This is a genomic window from Azospirillum mesophilum, from assembly GCF_053470405.2.
Genome location: NZ_JBPXMQ020000017.1, coordinates 18,017 through 36,072, shown reverse-complemented (window position 1 = coordinate 36,072; position 18,056 = coordinate 18,017). Strand labels below are relative to the sequence as shown.

13 protein-coding genes are annotated in these 18,056 nt (G+C 69.1%); 1 reads left to right on the top strand and 12 read right to left on the bottom strand.

The window, feature by feature from the left end:
• The first annotated feature begins 270 nt into the window (after positions 1-270).
• Positions 271-1,062 (top strand): hypothetical protein, encoded by a 792-nt coding sequence (locus tag ACSVC7_RS17625; protein ID WP_448205621.1) that lies wholly within the window; start codon positions 271-273, stop codon positions 1,060-1,062.
• A gap of 34 nt (positions 1,063-1,096) precedes the next feature.
• On the opposite strand, the gene ACSVC7_RS17620 is transcribed toward ACSVC7_RS17625, so the two are convergent.
• The 12 genes from ACSVC7_RS17620 to ACSVC7_RS17565 are packed head-to-tail and all read right to left on the bottom strand — an operon-like array spanning position 1,097 to position 18,042.
• Positions 1,097-2,467 (bottom strand): ATP-binding protein, encoded by a 1,371-nt coding sequence (locus ACSVC7_RS17620; protein ID WP_448205620.1) that lies wholly within the window; start codon positions 2,465-2,467, stop codon positions 1,097-1,099.
• Between the two features lie 18 nt (positions 2,468-2,485).
• On the bottom strand, positions 2,486-5,605 hold the full coding sequence (locus ACSVC7_RS17615) for a contractile injection system tape measure protein (protein WP_448205619.1): 3,120 nt from the start codon (positions 5,603-5,605) through the stop codon (positions 2,486-2,488).
• A 51-nt stretch (positions 5,606-5,656) separates the two neighbouring features.
• Positions 5,657-6,673, bottom strand: a complete 1,017-nt coding sequence (locus ACSVC7_RS17610) for a hypothetical protein (RefSeq protein ID WP_448205618.1) — start codon at positions 6,671-6,673, stop codon at positions 5,657-5,659.
• Between the two features lie 57 nt (positions 6,674-6,730).
• Complete coding sequence (locus ACSVC7_RS17605) at positions 6,731-9,265, bottom strand: contractile injection system baseplate wedge protein (RefSeq protein WP_448205617.1); 2,535 nt, start codon at positions 9,263-9,265, stop codon at positions 6,731-6,733.
• The gene (locus ACSVC7_RS17600; protein ID WP_448205616.1) at positions 9,262-13,545 is read right to left on the bottom strand and encodes a baseplate J/gp47 family protein; all 4,284 of its coding nucleotides are present in this window, start codon (positions 13,543-13,545) and stop codon (positions 9,262-9,264) included. Before ACSVC7_RS17600 ends, ACSVC7_RS17605 begins: the two co-directional genes overlap by 4 nt.
• Before the next feature lie 11 nt (positions 13,546-13,556).
• Positions 13,557-13,985, bottom strand: a complete 429-nt coding sequence (locus ACSVC7_RS17595; RefSeq protein WP_448205615.1) for a gp25 family contractile injection system sheath assembly initiator — start codon at positions 13,983-13,985, stop codon at positions 13,557-13,559.
• Positions 13,986-13,988: 3 nt separating this feature from the next.
• Positions 13,989-14,288: a PAAR domain-containing contractile injection system baseplate protein gene (locus ACSVC7_RS17590; RefSeq protein ID WP_448205614.1), complete on the bottom strand. Its 300-nt coding sequence runs from the start codon at positions 14,286-14,288 to the stop codon at positions 13,989-13,991.
• Positions 14,289-14,310: 22 nt separating this feature from the next.
• On the bottom strand, positions 14,311-16,113 hold the full coding sequence (gene vgrG, locus ACSVC7_RS17585) for a type VI secretion system tip protein VgrG (protein WP_448205613.1): 1,803 nt from the start codon (positions 16,111-16,113) through the stop codon (positions 14,311-14,313).
• Positions 16,110-16,808 (bottom strand): CIS tube protein, encoded by a 699-nt coding sequence (locus ACSVC7_RS17580; protein ID WP_448205612.1) that lies wholly within the window; start codon positions 16,806-16,808, stop codon positions 16,110-16,112. Before ACSVC7_RS17580 ends, vgrG begins: the two co-directional genes overlap by 4 nt.
• Before the next feature lies 1 nt (position 16,809).
• On the bottom strand, positions 16,810-16,998 hold the full coding sequence (locus ACSVC7_RS17575; RefSeq protein WP_448205611.1) for a DUF5908 family protein: 189 nt from the start codon (positions 16,996-16,998) through the stop codon (positions 16,810-16,812).
• 28 nt (positions 16,999-17,026) lie between these two features.
• Positions 17,027-17,587, bottom strand: a complete 561-nt coding sequence (locus ACSVC7_RS17570) for a phage tail protein (protein ID WP_448205610.1) — start codon at positions 17,585-17,587, stop codon at positions 17,027-17,029.
• Between the two features lie 5 nt (positions 17,588-17,592).
• Entirely contained in the window at positions 17,593-18,042 is a 450-nt protein-coding gene (locus tag ACSVC7_RS17565) for a phage tail protein (RefSeq protein ID WP_448205609.1), read from the bottom strand.
• Positions 18,043-18,056: the final 14 nt, after the last annotated feature.

Sequence of the window (18,056 nt, the reverse complement as noted above, 5' to 3'; positions counted from 1 at the left end):
GGAGTACCCATGTCACCGGAACCCGCTTCGAAGCTGGGCGATTGGAATCGCCCCGCGAGCATGCCCGACAGCCTTGCCGCCGAGATATCCGGATGGCGGTTCGTCCGGAAAAGCCCCGTGGCCCACAGCTTCTATTCGAAACCCGCAAAGCCTGGAGAAGGCCCGCCCGAAGGATGCCTGCGCGTCAGCGATGAATGGAACATCGCGACGGGGCAGGGAGGCACCGGTTTCGTCACCGACCAACCCGTCGTCAACGGAACGCAATGGACCATGGCCCGCTTCGACGGGCGGACGTGGCAGGTGTTGTCGGTGGTCCCGGCGAATGGCCGCGCCGCGGTTCGCGAGGCGTTGCGGGCTCAGGGAGAGCGGCTGGTGGCCGCCCGCCGATGGACGCACAACGACCTGGAACTGCTCCAATCCCTCGTGGAGGGCGACGTCTTTGTTCAGGACGACCTCGTCGGCGGCGAGGACGCGCGGATGCGCTCCTTGCGGTCGCTGACGAAGCTGCATCTGGTGACCGAAGCCACCGGCGAGGACCCCGAACTTCCGGAGCCGGTGCGACACGTTCTTCAAGGCGCGGCGAAGCCGGTCGTCTGGATGGACGAGGACAGCCGGGCGGTTGCCGCGGACATCCTGGCGTGGCACGCCAAAAAGCAGGCCAGGGCGGTCGCCCGCGCTGTCCGGGGCGCGGAAGGGCGGGAACGCGGTGACGCGCTCAAGCTCTCGGTCGCCGACATCGTGCAAAAGGCTTTCCCCGCCATCCCCAAGGACGTTGCCCTGGCGGTGGCGGCGCGCCTCGCGCCAAGCGTCGGCAAATTGGGCCGCATGCCGGGACTGCAGGCGATTGTCGACGCCGTGGCGGAGATCCGTCTGGAACGGTGGCGCCAGGCCGTTTCGTCGGAACCCGAGGTCGCCGAACGGCTGCAAGCCATGGCCATGCGGGGCGATCCCGGCCGGGCTCGGAAAAGGTATCGCGACCAACGGGCGGTCGAGCGTGTCGAGACCGAGTTGCGGGAATGGCGCGGCGCACTTGGCGCGGTGTCCACGCGTCGGTTGGGGTGAGAGCCTGTGAGTTTATAGGCGAGAAATTTCCCCGTCATCCGAGATAGCGCCCTTCCTTCTGCAATTCCTCCCGGATGCCCAGGATCAGATCGTTGGCGCGGATGACGGGGGGCCGACGCTCGACCGCCAGCAGGGAGGCGTAGCGCAGGACGTTGACGATGTTGCCACCGGACAGTTCGTAGTCGCCCGCCAGTCGGTAGAAGTCAACGTCGGGAGCCAGGACGAAGGCGTCGTTGCGGAAGGTCTCCCGCCACAGGCGGAGCCGCGCGGCGGGGTCCGGCATGCCGAAAAGGATGGAGGACTGGAAGCGCCGGCTGAACGCCTCGTCCATATGGGACCGGTGATTGGTGGCCAGAACGGCCAGCCCGGGAAAATCTTCGAGCCGTTGCAGCAGGTAGGAGATTTGCTGGTTGGCCGAGCGGTCGTTGGAGGAACGCGACTCCGTGCGCTTGCCAAACAGCGACTCCGCCTCGTCGAAGAACAGAAGCCACTTGCGGTGCTGGGCCTGGTCGAACAGGGTGCCCAGGTTTTTTTCCGTCTCGCCGATCCATTTGGAGACGATGCGCGACAGGTCCACCCGATAGACCGGCAGACCGTGCATCTTGCCGAGCAGGCAGGCGGTCAGCGTCTTGCCGGTGCCGGGCGGCCCGTGGAACAGGCAGCGGTAGCCGGGCTTCAGCCGGCGCGACAGCTTCCATTCCTGCATCAGCGTGTGGGAATGCCGCAGCCAGCTCTCGACCATGCCGACCTGACGCAGGGTGAGCGGGTCGAGCACGAGGTCGTCCCACTCCAGCGTCGTGGTGATGCGCTGGGCCGGGAAGTCCGGTCGGGGCGGCGGATCGCATTCCTCGCCCGAGAGCAGCCGTTCCAGAAAGACGGCGGACGGGCGCAACAGCGCCGCCAGCGGCGGTTCGTCGGGATGCTCCGCGTCGAGGTGCAGCATCCCGTCGACCACCAGCCGGTGGGTGGGGGCGAACAGATGCCGGAAAGCCAGCCGCCGCACCCGGCTGCGGCCGGCCAGCAGGAACATGGCGGTTTCCGCCGTCGGCAGGAATCCCATGTGGGTTTCCCCGATGACGCCCCCGAATTCGCTGAAGCGGCGGTCGGTCGACTGGTTGCGCAGCAGGAAGGGGTCCAGATGGTCGGGCGCAAGATGGGGCGTCATCGCCAGGACCACCACCAGCCGTTCCGCCGTGTCGAGGCCGAGCGCCCGCAGGCCGTCGGCGTAGGCGCCCTCCGCTCCTCCGTCGAGGGCGGGCGGATCGGGCAGTTCGCCGTTCGCCACCGCCTCGTCGCCGGAGAAGCGCACCTCGATCACCGTCCGCAGCCACGCCAGTTCGCGGTCGATGAACCGCGCGTTGGCCTCGTGCCCGGCGGAGGAAGGAAGGTGGGGTGCATGGCTCATGGGTTCCTCACCGGGCGGCTACCAGGACACGTGCAGCGGGGCGCGCATCCAGGAGTGGTACAGGACGGCAAAGCTCCAGGGAACCTGATCGACCAGCACGTCTACGGTCCTGCGCTGCACGGTCAGGGTCCAGCGGTCGGCGCCCCGCTCCAGACGCCCTTCGCGCGCCAGGAAGGTTTCACGCAGCCCGGCGACGGAGGTGTTCCTGATGATGGGCCAGTTGCCGATCACCGCGCCGAGCAGCCCGTCGCACAGGCCCAATTGCTCGTCCGTCGGCTGGATCGCCGGCTCCACGGGGATGGCGGGGTCGAGGCCGCACAGCAGCTTGTTCAGCACCAGGGTCGGCTCGGGCCGGTCGCAGCGGCCGTCGGCCAGATATTGCAGCAGATGCACGGCGCGGGACGTCGCCTCCAGCCCGGTGACGCGCGCCACCCCGTCCTCCCCCACCGTCAGCACGCCCAGCCGGTCGAACAGCGCGGGGAGGTACGGGTTGAGCAGGACGAGGCCGGCGTTGCCGACATAGATCGGCTCTCCCGAAGCCGATGGCGGGACGTCGCCGCTGCCCGGCGCGGGGCGGGGCGGCTTGCGCGCCGGGGCGCCGGTGGGTGGCGGAGCGGGACGGGACGGGGCTGCGGCGGGTGCGTGGGGGGCCGGGCTCAGCGCGGCCAGCAGGGGGGCGTGACCCGCCTCCCCGGCCAGGAAGCGGGCGCGCTCCAGCAGCGGTTCCTCCCGCTCCGGGTCGTTCCCGGTCAGGTCGCGGACAAGCTCCCGGATCAGCGCGCGGGCGGAGCGGCGCTTCGGCGGGGTGGCGGCGAGCCGGGCCAGCAGCGCCGCCCAGGGGATTCCGCCGCCTTCCGTCCCGCCGTTCCGCTCCGCCGGGGTCGCTTGGCGCCAGGCTGCGGACAGCAGGGCGACGGCCTCGATCAGGAAGCCGGCGAGCGCCGGCTCGATCCGATGCAGCAGCCGCCCGAGGACCGTATCGGGAAGGCGGGCGATCCAGCGCGCCCGCACGTCCGGCCGCCCCAGACCGGCGCGCAGGACCGCGTCCAGCGCCTCGTCGTCGCGGCCGGAGTCCAGCAGGTCGGCGAGCGCGCGGGCAAGCCGGTCGTCGCCCCAGGGCGGCTCCTCGGCGCCGTCCCCGGCCAGCCAGGCCAGCAGCGCGGCATGCTCCACGGCCGCCGCACCGGGCGGCGGGGGAGGGGGCAGAGCCGGCGGTTCGGCGGGCGGGGTGTGCGCGGGTGCGGACGGGCGAGGGGCGGGCGACTGGCCGGACAGCAGTGCCGCGACGGTGGCGAGCATGGCCTCCTGCCGCGCCCGCTCCTCCGCTTCGGACGGGGAAGCGGGCGTCCGGGCCGACCGGTAGGCGGCGAGCGGCCCGCCGGGGGCGAAGGCCCGCGGCGCCAGCCGCCGCAGCAGCAGGAGCCCGCGGTCCCGGTCCAGCGCGGCCATCGCCCGGCGCAGGCGGGCGGCGTTGCGTTCGGGGTCGGGGCTGTCGAACACGGCCAGCAGGTCGGCCAGGGGAAGGTCGGGCAGCGCGGCGACGGAGCGCTTCAGGGAGCGCGGCTCCGGCGCCCACCAGGGGGCGGCGCCATGGTCCAGCCAATGCCGGATCCGGGCGCGCCGGTCCAGCCGCCGGCCGTCCCACCGCGCGCGCGGCACCTCCCGCAGCGGCAGGGCGGAGACGGTCACCGCCTCGTCCGCCAGCTCCGCGATCAGCCCGGGCAGCGCGGTGGCGGCGGGTCGGCGCCCGGCGGTGAGGGCGACCGCGCGGACGAGCACCGCCAGCATCCCTTCGTAGGAGACGCCCTCCTCGGCGGCCATGCCCTCCAGCACCGCGCGCAGCCAGCTCCGGCGGTTGAACTGGGTGCCGGGGTCGCGCAGCAGGTGGAGCAGCGTCAACACCTGCGTCAGCCGCGCGAACCCCTCCGCCGACAGCAGGAGCAGCGCCTCCTCGCGATGGAGCCGGGCGAGGTCGGCCAGGAAGGCGAGCATCAGGGCGGCGTGGGCGGGCTCCAGCCGTTCGACCAGCCGCGCGAACAGCGCCGGGGACAGCCGCGCGACCAGCGCCGTCAGCGCCGCCCGGTTGCGCAGGTTGCGGCGCAGCAGGGCCAGCAGCGCCTCCTCCTCGTCCTCCGCCATCGCGACGGTGGAGGGCATGGCGGCCGGATCGCCCGCGGCGGGACCGGCGGCGAAGGGAATGCTGGAGGGAGGGCCGGGGCCGTCCGCCGCGACTTCCCCGTCCGGGGCATCCGCCACCGGCTCCTCGTCGAGGAGTTCGCGCAGCACCGCCGGCAGCGACGACCCCAGGGGGCGGCGGCGCAGGGTCCGTTCCACCGCCTCGCGCAGCAGGGTGAGCAGCACGGCATAGTCCAGCCCCTCCCGGTCGGCGGCGCCCACCAGCAGGGAGCGCAGGAAGCTGCGCCGGTTGAACTGCGACCCGGCCTCCCGCACCAGATAGTCGAAGGTCAGCATCCAGAACAGCCGCTCCGCCGCCGGGACGGTCAGCGGCATCAGCGGTTGCTCCCGGTGCAGCAGGTTGAGGTCGGCGAGATAGGCGAGGATGACCGCGGCGTCCGCGGGCGCCAGCGCCGCCAGCAGCCGGCGCAGCCCGTCCTCCCCCATCTGGAGCACAAGCCGTTCCAGCACCACCCGCTCACCGCCCCGACGGCGCAGCAGGGCTGCCATCGCCGCCGGCTGTTCCACCGCGAGTTCGCGCAGCAGAACCGCCGGATCCGGCGCGTCCGCCCCGGCCCAGAAGGGGAACAGGCCGCGGGTCAGGAAGGACTCCGCCAGTTCCATCCGCGCCTGCGCCGGGCTGAGCGACCGTTCCGGACCATCAGCCGACCCCGCGGCGGCACGGGCGAGCGCCTCGGCCAACGCGTCGGTCAAGGCGCGCTCGAAGGCGGCCAGGGCGTCCGCCTCCAGACGCTCCGGCGCGACCGTCCCGAGGTGGAGGTCCAGCCGATCCACCCGCACATGCCGGCCGGCCGGCGCCACGGCGTCGAGCACGCGCTCCAGCACCCGCGGCATCAGCGTGCGGGCCAGATCCTCCAGGCGCGACCGCAAGGCCAGCGCCTGGTCGAGATCGGGGAGAGCGGCGTCTAGGGCTAGGCGGCGGATGTGGTTGGTGGGGCTCACAATAATTTCCGAGGTCGCCTCAATCCTAACGTCGCCATGAAAATTTGAAGATTATTCTGCTACGTGCTTATCAAATCTCCCGATTTCACGCTCAATGTCTTCTTCTGATATTTCCCATTTTCCAGTTTCTGCTACTTTACGCGCCAAAGACATCTCTGCCTTGTCTTCTGCGCTGACTGGAACCTCATAAACTTTCAAGGCGCCATCGCTTTTTGACGCAAATTCCACACCAGTCATATTTTCAACCATTTGATCGTATGAGTCGTGGGCAATCAACCCTTCCGTAGTCGTCTTTTTTCCTCGATAATGCTCTTGGAAATTACGCTGATGTGCGTAATAAAGCTGATTAAGCTGAATAGCTGCGCTGGGATTACCGCTCTCAAGCTGAGCTCGCTGCCACTTTCGATATTCTGCACTTTTTGAGCCAGACTCGTCTGTTTTATTTCCTGTTCCAATATGAGACCGATGGCATTCAAGTATTTCTTGATATGCTGGCGCATTATCCTCAATGCGTTTTGCTACAAGTCTTTGCCATGGACTCTCGCGCTCTGTTGATGAGTTATCCCGTCTTTTTTTATTACGCGGGCGAGCCAAACCTGTACCCAAAACAAGTGGGTTGTACCCAATTACGTGCTCTGCTTGGTGTGTTTTACCTGATACGCGGAAATTACGCGATTTTGATAAAATCTTTTGCTGCTTCCTCCTGCTCCTATACATAGACACATTGGCTTGAGATTTCTCAGCAGGATTTATCTCTCTAAATGGCTTTCTTTTATCTTCAACGCTAACACTTCTCTTTTTTGAAGGCCGCTCTTCTTCATGGCCTCCCAATTCTTCTCCAGGAAAACTCGCCAATCTCACCGACGGAGAGCTTGGCTTTGGTATTGGCGCTACGCTTGGCACTGGTAACTTAGCGCTCTGACATAGCTGGGCTGATCCGTTGATTCTTCTCTTTGGTTTTACAATTGATCGGCCTTCAATTTTACCAGATTCATTCTTCTCATCTTTTCTGCTAATGAGTTCATCCTGTTTACGCTTGCGGGTTGCAGTACGATGTGACCGAGGCATAGTATTTTCCCCTTTTTTGCGTGGTGTCACATTTAATGATTGCCGCCATCGGCACCGTCATTTCTGTACCGGTAACCTCCCCAAAAACCCCTCCAACCTCTCGCACGCCTCTGCCCGGTGAGCATGGCGCGGCTCCCTCAGGGCGTCCAGCCACCGGTTGCGCAGCGTTGCAAAATGCCGCAGGAGGGGAACATCCAGGTAGAGAACATCCAAGTAAATATGCGCAGGAGTATTATCACGCAGCACCGTTTCCACCATTTCGCGCCAGCGGCGGTCGGCCGATTCCTCGGGCGTGGCGCCGACCACGGCGGTGATGCGGAAGCTGTAGGCGTCGCCGTGGTCGGTGCCGGGGCCGCCGGTCAGGTCCATCGCGTGGCGCAGCAGCGTGTGCTCGACGATGAAGAGGGGGCGGTGGTGGCTGTGCGCGGCGGCGCGCACCAGCTTTTCGGTGGCGGTCAGGGCCGCGGAGGGGCTGTGATGCTCGCCCAGCAGCCACCATTGCCCGTCGGTCGCCCGGCAGACGACCAGCACGCTGGAGCGGTCCGGCGCGAAGCCGAAGCGGTAGCGGCCGGGCTCCGCGAGCGCCGGAAGCAGCGCTCTGGCGACGCACTGGCCGGCCAGCGGCGACGACTCGGAAGGCGGCATCGGGTCGGCCTCCTCCTCCGCCATCCGGTCCTCCAGCATCAACTCCACCGGCAGGAAATGGTGTTCCACCGCCTCCAGCAGATGGGCGGGCAGCGGGTGGCCCAGGGTGGCCCTGGCCGGGTCGTCCACCGGGACGGCGTCGCCGCCGCCGTGCCGTTCCGCCGCCGCGGCGTCGATCAGGTCGAGCTGGACGCGGCAGCGGATCTCCAGGCCGGTGGCGCCGCGATGCCGGATCGGGCGGCGGTAATCGAGGCCGCGTCCGCGGCTGCGGGCGGCGCGCACCACGCGGCGCAGCAGCTCCTGCCGGGCGCGCACCAGCGCCTCGACCGGCGCTCCGGGCGGCGCTCCGGGCGGCGGGTCGAGCCGTTCGGCGTAGAGGGAGAGCAGGAACTCCAGGATGGCGGCCTGCCGCTCCGGCACCGGGACGCCGTGCTGGACGATGTCGGGCAGCCTGGATGCGTAGTCGGGTCGCAGCAGGGGGGCCGCGTCGGGAACGATGTCCGCCAGCGACTGGTGGGCGTGGACCCGGCCGTTCCCGGCTTGCGGTGAGACGAGGTCGCGCAGGAACGCCAGCTGGGCGGCCCCGTCGGCCATCATCTGGTCGAAGACCATCAGGTAGCCCTTGAACTGCTTCGCCTGCGCCCGCCGCCGGGGGGAGGAGCCCGCCGGCAGCCCGCCGGCGCCGATGCCGTAGACGGCGGGGAACTGATCCTGCACCGAGCTGTAGGCGGCAAGGTCCAGGCGGCGCCCCTCGGGCGGCCTGTGGTGCTTGCGGACGCTGCCCCACAGGTCGACGCCGCGCCGGTGCTCCGCCCAGCGCCGGTCCAGCAGCCGGCGCACCCGCGCGGGGTCCGGGCGGCATTCGTGATCTCCCCGGAACAGGCGGATCGGCTGCACGCCGTCCACCGTCCAGCCGCCCACCGTCCAGCCGGCCGCCGTCCAGCCCACCGCCGGCGCCCCGGTCATCGGGGCGGTGACCAGCTCGGGCAGGCAGCCGTGCGGGATGGGGATTCTGGCGCCGCGGCGGTGCTCCTCCTCCGTCCCCTCCAGCCTCACGGTCAGGTCCCGCACCAGCACCACGTCGGGCAGCGCCGCCATGGTCCACCGCAGATCGTCCACCACGATCGCGTCCGGCAGCGGGGCCAGCGCACCGTCGTCGATGAAGCCGCGCAGCAGCAGCGGCCCGTCGAACAGCTCGGCGCTGGAGGCTCCGGCGGCCAGCCGCCGGTCCAGCGGGATCCGCGCCGGCTCCGGCGCCAGCCGCAGGGCCAGCGCGAACAGCAGCTCCGCCATCACCGCATCGGCGTCGGCCCCGTCCTCGATCAGCACGGTGGCGGCGACGTGCGTCGGCAGCCGCTTCAGCACATGGACCGACGCCACGTCCTCGCACAGCGCCCGGTGCGCCGCGAAGACGTCGAGCACGCGCCGGACCGCGGCCTTCTCCGCCCGCACGCTTTCCGCCACGTCGCGGTCGCGGGGGTGGCCCCAGGGGTCGCGGAGGGTGATGGCGAGGTGGATGTCGTACAGCCCCCGGACCCCGCCGGTCCGCTCGGGCGGAAGAGGGGTCAGCCAGACGTTGCCCAGCGTGGACACCCGGTCCAGGATCAGCCGGCGCCAGTCCGCCACCGTCACCGGTTCGGTGGTCAGGGCGGCGTGGGCGGGATAAAGCCCCTGGCGCCACGGTTCCACCCGACCCGTCCGCGGATCGGCCAGCAGGTCCTCCACCGGATAGGCGGCGCGGTAGGTCAGCTCGGTCAGGGCGAAGCAGAGCTGCTCCAGCGTCGTCACGCCGGGGTCGGAGGCGTTGAATTCCGTCCACAAATCCCCCGCCAGCGCGCGGACGAGGTCCAGGCCCCTCGCGCACAGGGCGGCGTAGTCCATCTCCGCGGGCAGCGGATCGGCGGGCAGGGTGTAGGGCTTGCGGCCGGTGCCGGGGGTGTCGGTCATGGCACGTCCTCCGCTCCTTCCGCCCATGCGGGCAGCCGCGCGGATCGTTCGGTGGTGCCCTCGATGGCGTGCACCAGCGCCGAGGTGAGGTAATGGCAGCCCCGCTGTCCGTCCGGCGGGCCGTCGGGCGGATCGTACGCCAGTGAAAAGTCGTGGATCGCCGCCACATAGGGCCGGCGGCGGATGAAGTCGGCGATGGCGGCCTTCGTCCAGTAGCCGGACGGCCGCTCGCCCAGTTCGGACGGCGGCGGCCACGGCGACAGCCAGGCGACCAGTTCCCCGCTCAGCCGGCGCCCCAGGGCGGCCGGCGTGTCGCCGTCGCGGAAGACCAGGGTCGCCTTCACCGTGATCCGGACATAGGACGGGTTCTCGACGCTGAGCGCGACGAAGGGGCCGATCCGGGCGGCCAGCCCCTCCCTCACCGCGGCCAGAACCGCCGGGCCGGCGAGCGGGGCCGTGGCGTCGCCGGCGTCCGGCATGTCGGGGCCGGGCACCACCACCAGCCGGACCTGCCCCGGCATCGTCCCGCCGGTGCCGGCGGGCACCACCGCCGCCTGCCAGAGCGAGGGATGGTCGGCCAGGACCAGCCGCGCGTAGTCCCAGTCCTGGATGGCGCGGTTCCTGTGGCGCAGCCGTTCGGCCATCCAGGTGCGGAAGGCGGGGCCGGACGCCACCGACCGGCCGCCCAGGGACGGCATCGGCTGGGCGACGGCGGCGATGTCCGGCAGGGCCGGCGCGCTGGCGGTGATGGTCCCGGCCGGCAGCGGCTCGTCCAGCCGCTCCGCCCCCTCCGGCCCGACCCAGACGGCGGTCAGCGCGTTGGGGGTGAGCCCGGCCAGCCGCGGGAAGGCATGGGCGTCGCGATCCACGCGCAGCCGCAGCCACGCCAGCCCCTCCTCGGCCGGCGTGAACCCGGACAGGCCGAGCGTGACGATGCCGCTGTTCCGCAGCCCGTCGGTGCCGTCCTCCTCAAGGCCGTCCTGTGCGGTCAGGGGTGTCCAGCCCGTGGCCGTCCGCTTCTCCCAGCGCACCGGCGCCGGGCGGTCGCTCCAGCCACCCTTGCCGGGAGCCAGTTGGGCCAGCAGGGTCAGGCGCGGGAACGTTCCCGGCAGCCCCTCCGGCGGCACCCCGCCCAGCCCGACGAGCAGCGTGCCCTCCGCCTCCACCGGGGCCAGCAGGGGGACCGTATGGTTCTCCGCGATCCAATCGGCGGGCTCCGTCCCGCCGAAGGGCAGAATGTGGTGGAAGGCGCACGCGATGCCGTCCGGCGCCGCGTCGGCGGCACCGTAATCGACCGTCACCGCCGACACGCGGGGCAGCCAGGGCGGGTTGGGGTGGGACATGCCCGGACGGTCGGCGGCGTCGGCATCGAGGCAGGCTTGCAGCCTGACCGCGTGATATTGGGTCAGCCGCGACTTCGCGGCCAGCAGGGCGGCGGCCAGCACGGGGCGGGCGACCGGCGCCGGTTCGCCGACGGTGGCGTGGAACGCCTGGGCGACGGTCGCCGCCGCGTTCAGAACGGCCTTCGCGCGGTCGAGGTCGCCCGCGGCTTCCGGAATGGAGGCGTTGTGGGAAATCCAGCCCAGCAGGTTGGAGCAGATGACGGCCGACGTCTGCCGCCCGCCGTTGCCGGACAGGCGGTGCCACAGGGAACCGCCGTTCGTCGTCGACAGCATCTTCACCAGGCCGGACCGCAGCATCCCGGCGGCCTCCGGATCGAGTTTGACGAGCCCGTCGTTCACCATCTTGAGCGCCGTCACGCTCAGGATGGACAGGCACCGCACGAGGGCGGCGGAAACCTGCTCGCGTCGGGAATCGTCGGGTGCGTCGTTGTTGGCCGCCTGCAACGGGTCGAACAGGGAAGCGGCCTCCGCCACCTCGGCGCTGTCGGCGCACGCGCAGGCGCAGGCCTCCGCGCGCGCCGCCATCGACGGCAGCGTCCGCAACGCCGCGGCCATGACGTTGCGGGCGTAGATCGCGTCTCCGAAGGCATCGGGCGGCGACGACAGTGTCACGCGCAGGACGCTGGCCGCGGGATCGTAACCCGCGGGGGCCTTGGCCTCGGTCAGCTTCAGTCCGGAAAAGACGGTTTCCGGTAGAACCGGCGCGTCCGCCGCCGGCTCCGCGCCCGTCTCGTCGGTGCGGAACAGGCAGGCCGTCGGCACTCCGCCGGCCGTCGGCTCCAGGCACCACCAGCCAGATCCCGACACCGAGAACGCGGCTCGGAAGGACCGATTGGTGAACAGCGTTCCGGGCGGCAGCCGGGTGCCGTCCGCATCGACGACGTAGCCCTGGTAATATCCCTGGAACCCTGTGGCGTTCTGCGGCAGCCCGAACCAGCGGAAGCCGATGTCCAGGCGGTTCAACCGCTTGGCGAACAGTTCCGGCGCGGCGATGTCGACGCCGGCCCCCGGAACGGGCGGGGAGCCGAACAGCGCAAAGGGTGTGCCGGGATCGGGCGGGATGGCGGCGGACGACAGCGTCAGGCCGGTGAAACCGGCCACCTCCACCTCGACTCTCAGCCGGGAAAGGCGCAGTTGCGATAGGACCGCATAGGGGTGAACGGTGACCGTCCGTCCATTCTGTCCGATGGGCACCGCTTCCTGTCCGAAGACGGCGAGCAGTGCCGGCCGGTCCGCGTCCGGCACCGGCATGCCGGGAGCAGGGGCGATGGCGTCCTTCGTGACCGGCAGGGTGGATGGGGCGACGAAGGGGGGCGCTCCATCGGGCAAGGTGAAGGCCAGGGTGAAGGTCGTATCCTGCGCGGCCTCCCCGGCGCCGTCCTCCAAGGTGGGGTTGGCCAGGGCGGGGCTGGCGGGGGGCGCGACGCTGTGCCCGGCGACCGGCACCCAGCCGCCGCCCGTCGAATGGTACAGGCGAAAGGCCGACTGGAGAATCAGGGCGAGCAGGGAGCCGTTGTTGCCGGTCCCGGCGCGCCTTCCGATGGATTCCAGCAGCGGCGTGACCGTGCGCAGGCTGGAGCGGGCGATGGTCAGGCGGACCCGCACCGTCCGTGCGCCGCCGGTCAGCATCAGGACCGGGCTGGCGATCGCGAAGCCCAGGCTGGCGGGGGTGGAGGTGTGCGCATCCGACCCTCCCCCATCCTCCGCGCCAAACAACGGGAACGGGGTGGCGAGGCGCGGCGCTTTGTCCGACAGGGACAACGTGCCGCACAGCACGCGGGCCGGCGCGGGCGTCTCCGGTGTCGCTTCGTCTCCGCAGGCCTCGCCGCCGGTGACCGGAAGCGCGCGGACCACCCGCAGGGTCCTCAGCGTGGACAATGCGGCCGTGTGGACCTCCAGCGACCGTTCGGCCGCGTAGGCGCCGGCCGGTCCCGCGGGGAAGCGGGTCCCCTCGGGCACCGAGCCCACCGTCACGCCCCTGGCGGCGGTGAAGGTCAGGAAGACCCGGGCGGGCAGAGCGGCCCGGCTGTCCTGCCGCAGGATGCGGCCGTGGTAGAAATCGACCAGCCGGTCGGCAAAGCCGTTCACCGCCCCCTGCGCGTCGCCGTACAGGGTGGCGAAGGCGATGCAGAGGGCGGCCTGCGGCGCATGATCTGGCGTCTGCAGGGAGGCTTCGAATTCCGTCCGAGCCTCGGCGACGATCCGGCGCAGCGTTCCCAGCAAGGCGTCGGTCAGGTCCTCCAGCAGGGGGATCAGGCCATCGAGCCAGTCGCGGCTGAATCCGGGCAGAGCCCGCAAGCCGTTCGGAATGGCGCGCAGCCCCCAATGGACCGAAAATCCTTCCAGATTGAGCTTGGGTCCCCAATCCGGCGCGGCGGCCAGATGAACCGCCACCGGCAGCAGCCGCGGGGCCAGCGCGTCGGCGATCTCGGCCCGGATGGTCCGGGCGAATTCGCGGCCGACCTTCCCCAGCGCGCTGTGGCCGTCGTCCAGGAGGCGCAGCAACCGCACCAGTTCCTCAACGAGCCGTTTCAGCACTGACCGGCGCTGGCTCCGTCCCTCCAGGCGACGCAGGTCGTGCAACCCGCGCCGGAACCGGTCCTCGATGGCCGGAAGGTCGAGGGCGATCAGCACCGCCAGCGCGATGCTGGGATCGGACGCGAAGAACGCCGACCAGTCGCCGTCCGCTTGGTCGGCCAGATCGTGGAAGGTGATCAAACGGCCATATTCGGCGGCAAAGGCCAGCCGTTCGGCAAGGCCGCGCCCGTCCATACGCACCGTGTCCAAACGCACCATGTCCGGCGCCGGCGCGGCACGTCGGCGGTCCTGCTGGTTGACCGCCGCGTTCAAGATCGGTCCGAAGGCTGACGAGTCCATGACAGGCCTGTTCAGGGCGGCGGTGGAGGCAAGGTCGCCTCCAGCAGGCAGAAGGGATAGACCAGATTGCTGCGCGTGTTGGTCAGCCGCACCCGGAAGGCGACATCGATGTGGATCAGCCCCCGCTCCGGTTCCAGGTCCGTGACGGCGATCCCCTCGACGTCGATGCGCGGTTCCCATTCCAGGATCGCTTGGGCGACCATGTCCCGGATCTGTGTCGCCAAAGTCTGGGTGAGCCCGCTGAAAGCCGACCTCCACAGCGCCGATCCGAAGGCCGGCTGCATGAGCCGTTCGCCCAGGCTGGTGGACAGGAGGATCCAGAGACTCTCGCGGATGTCCTCAACGCCCGTGCTCATCAGGACCGAGGCCGATGCGCGGTCGAAGGTTGGCGGGAACGTCCAGCCGGTGCCGAGGATGGCGGCGTTGTCCATGCCGGCCATGGCCTAGCCTCCGATCAGCACGGTTGGCGACCCCAGCGTCACCGTACCTCCATGAGCGGTAGGGTCGCCCATGCGGCCGGCCGGCAGACCGCCGATCAGCACGGTGGACGACCCCCTGACGATGCTGTCGGGCGGTCCGACGCACACACAGCTGTCGCCGACCCGCGCCGCCGGCAGACCGCCGATCAGCACCGTCGGCGCGCCAGGGCCGACGATCGGGCCGCCGACATGGGGAACCGGCGGCAAACCGGGCGTCACCATCGGACAGCTGTGAAAGTCGGTGATGCGTGCGGCTGGAGGCATGGCGGACCCCCTCTCCCTTCGGTCAGTTTATTTTCACGAGCGCGCCCTGGATGGTCAGGATGCCGAATGAGGTCAGCGCCGCGTCCGAACCGCCTTGGGCGCCAAATCTGGTCTTGGCCGTCTGCTTGATCTGCAGCGCGTCCAGCGTAGCGTTGGCGTTGGCCGTCATCGACAGGTTGCCACCGGCGGCGATCGCGATATCGCCCTTCGCCGAGAGGGTCAGCTTGGCCGCGCTGTCCACCGTCACGCCGCCGGGGGCCATCGTCACCGTGTTGCCGTTCTGGTCCTTGATGGTGATGGTCCGGGCCTCGTCGTCGAGCCGAACGCTCTGGCCGCCCGGGGTAAGGATTTCGATCGCCTTCTTGTCGTCGAGGAAGTCGATGCGCAGTTGGGACCGGGTGACGATGCTCTTCCGGTTGTTCTCGGCGGAGGGGGCGACCGGCGGCGGGTTCTTCGTGCTGTAGAGGCTGCCGACAATCACCGGATAGCGCGGGTCGCCGTTCATGAAGGCGACCACCACTTCCGACCCGATCTCCGGATAGAACACCGCACCGGACCCGCCGAAGGCGTGAAAGCTGCCCAGCCGGGCCCAGACGCCGAGCGTCCCTCCCGCCTGCAGCAGCGGCAGTTCCACATAGACGCGGCAGTCCCCGTCCGGATCCTGATCGAGCTTGCTCACCAGTCCGATCTGCAGGTTGCCGATCGGGGGCAACTGGCCCGACGCACCGGGAGAGGGTATGTCCGGAGCGGCCGTGGTGAACCACGCCGGGGACAGGCCGATGTCCGCCTCGGTCTGCCAAAACCCATCGCCGACGCTGTGGTGGACGGCGGAAACGAAATGATTGCCGTTGAAGCGGTCGCCAAGTCCCTTGAGGGCGATCATGCATCCGACCTTGGCCAGGGCACTGCCCTGAAAACGGACCCGCCCGCGGATCTTGGACAGCCGGCATTTCAGAAGGGCGGCTGAGGACCAGGCGGTCAGCTCTTCGGTTCCCAAGCTGCCGCCGGTCTGCTGCACGGTCTGCGCGACGTCGAACACCTTGGCCAGCGTGGCGGAGGACAGATTGCCCGGTTCCTTCACATGGGCCGTTGCCGGTCCGGATGTGGCGAGCGCTTGGTTGGCGGGGTCCCAGGCGACGCTCTGGAACGCGTCGGCGCCGTACTGGGTGGCGGCGTCCATCTCCGCATGGAAATCCAGCAGGGATTCGCCGAAGGTGACGGACAGCACCGGGGCCTTCGTGGTGTCCGGCGGCTTCACCGTGATGGTGCCGGAGTCGGCGACCACCACCATGCCGTTCAGTTGTGCCCGGATCACCATCAGGTCCCAATCGGTGCAGTCGTGCTGCACGATGGAGCGGTGCCGGATGGTGGTCGCGGTGACCGACTTGCCGAGCCCCGCCTTCCCGATCAGGCCGTCGATCACCCCGCTGTCGGTGACGTCCTGAAAGATGGCGCTGTGGCGGGCGAGCGTCATCGCCATGGCCTTGTCGGTGGCTTCGACGACCAGACGGGGCGCGGCGTCCTGCGTGACCTCCAGCCCTTGGCGGTAGACGACGCCGCTGAACACGGCCTCGTTGCTTCCGTCGTAACCGAGCGCGATCGTCAGTGTCGCGCCGGGGATCAGGGCCTTGGATTCACTGACGGGGAAGCGCCCCTCCGCCGCGCTGCCGTCGATCAGCACCAGCCGTGCCTTCGGCACCTTGTTGACGCCGGTCCACACGTCGAGCGAGACCACCTGCCAGGAGTCGTCGATCGGCTGTCCGCCGGCCGTGATTGCGAAGCTCGCCAGGGCGCCGGCGGCCTGTACGGGGGAAGGAGCGTTCATTGATTCGGTCCGGGAAGGGGAGGGAAGAGAAGCCGGGTGCCGGGAACCAGCCGGCGGAAGCTGTTGAGCCCGTTGAACTCCGCCACCCGCAGGTAATGGAGGCTGCTGCCGTAAACGCGGTAGCAGAGCGTCGGCAGGGAATCGCCGGCCTTTACGGTGACGACGTGGGTGAGGTCGGGCGAACTGCGGTTCGCCTCCTTGGCCGCCTGTTTCTTGCTGGTGAAACTGACGAACTGCACGGATGCCTTAGCCCGCAGCGGCACCCCGTCCGGGCGGAACAGCGTGTAGTCGATGGACAGGGTCTTCAGTTGGCATTTGTACAGCAACTGTCCCCAGAACAGCTTTACGTACCTCGGACTGTGGATACTTCCGTCGAACTTCAGGACCTGTCGCTTGAAAAGTTCGATGATCCCGAACACGCCGTCCGGCGGCGCGTCCGGCAGGCCGGGAAAAAGGCTGGGAACCACACCGGTGGCGTCGAAGGCGAGATCGAAGGAAATACTCGCCGGCCCCATCCGGTTGAACACATGCGACGGAGTGCTGCTGCCTTGTGCCGATGTGGTGTTGAAGCAGATCTCGTAATCGCACTTGTAGGATGCCGGATTGATAAACACGACGAAAGGCAGCCCGGCGGGAATCGAGAAGCTTTCATCCTCATAAGCGATGATGGTCATCTTCTCCAGGCCGCTGGTCATGTCACCGCGCCCCCAGCGCCTGCAGCCTGCGCAGCACCTCGCGCACGGTCCGTTCCACCAGCGCGTCCGTCTGGGAGGGCGACAGGCCGGACGCCTCGCAGCAGCCGTTTTCCGGCTCCTTGCCGCGCTGCTCCGACGTCGCTCCGCCGACCGCCAGATGAACGCCGATTTCGTTGATTTCCAGAGGCATTGGCTTTTTCTTCTCTTCCGTCCGCGGATCAGGACATCAGCATCGTGTCCACCAGCGGAGCAAGAAGCCGCGTTGCGGACGGCTGGGGAGCGGGGAACGCTGCGCTGGTCAGGGATTTGCGCGTAATGTAGGCGCAGGAGAACTCCAGCACCTCGGTCAGCACCTCGTTCTTCATGGAATCGAACGGGCCCGTGACCCAGCGCACGGGCCAGGCCCGCGCAACGTTCCACTCCACCAGCGGCTGGCCGCGCTCGTCCAGCAGCAGCACCAGCAGGGTTAGCGGCCGGACCGGCAGGAACAGCGTGGAACCGATGGTCTGCGCCGCCCATTCCGACAGGAAGGACGGCGCGGTGACGTAGCCCCGCCTCAGCACCAGGTTGGGTGAGCGGGTTCGCGTCGGCAACTGGTGGACGTAGCGGTTCTCGCCGCCCTCCACCAATTCCTCGGTATCGATCCGCGCTTCCAGGCCGGACACCTCCTGGAAGCTGGCGTCCGCCGGACAAGCCTGCTGTGCCAAGCTTCCGCTTTCCGCCACGGCGACGGAAAAGCGGAAGCCGGGCGCCGGATAGAGGTCATTGGGGAGTCTCATGGCCGTCAGGGCGCCGAGATCGTCAAGGTTTCGTACGCGACCTCGACGCTTTCGACCGCCACCTCGTTGCCTTCGGACTTCAGGTCGGTGCCGGTGACTTTGGTGGGCCACGCGTTTTGCAGCGTCCACACCATCTTCGGCGCGCCTTTTTCGTCGAGCAGGTTGATGACCACGGTTTGCCGTTTGATGGTGTTCATGGCGATCTGGTTGAACCACTCCCACAGTTTGGTGTCGCTGACGAAGATGCCCTTGCGCATCGTCACGTTGCCGACCTTGCCCAGGCCCGGCATCTTGATCGGGTAGAAGCTAGGGCTGTCGCCGTGCCGGTATTCGATCGGGCGCGCTTCCGAATCGAGGCCGGACACCTCCTGGAAGCTGATGGTCTGGTCGCCGACCTTGACGGAGAAATAAAACTTGGGAAGGGGCCAGATGTTGTTCTGCTCTTCGCCGGCCATGGTGCTCTCTCCTC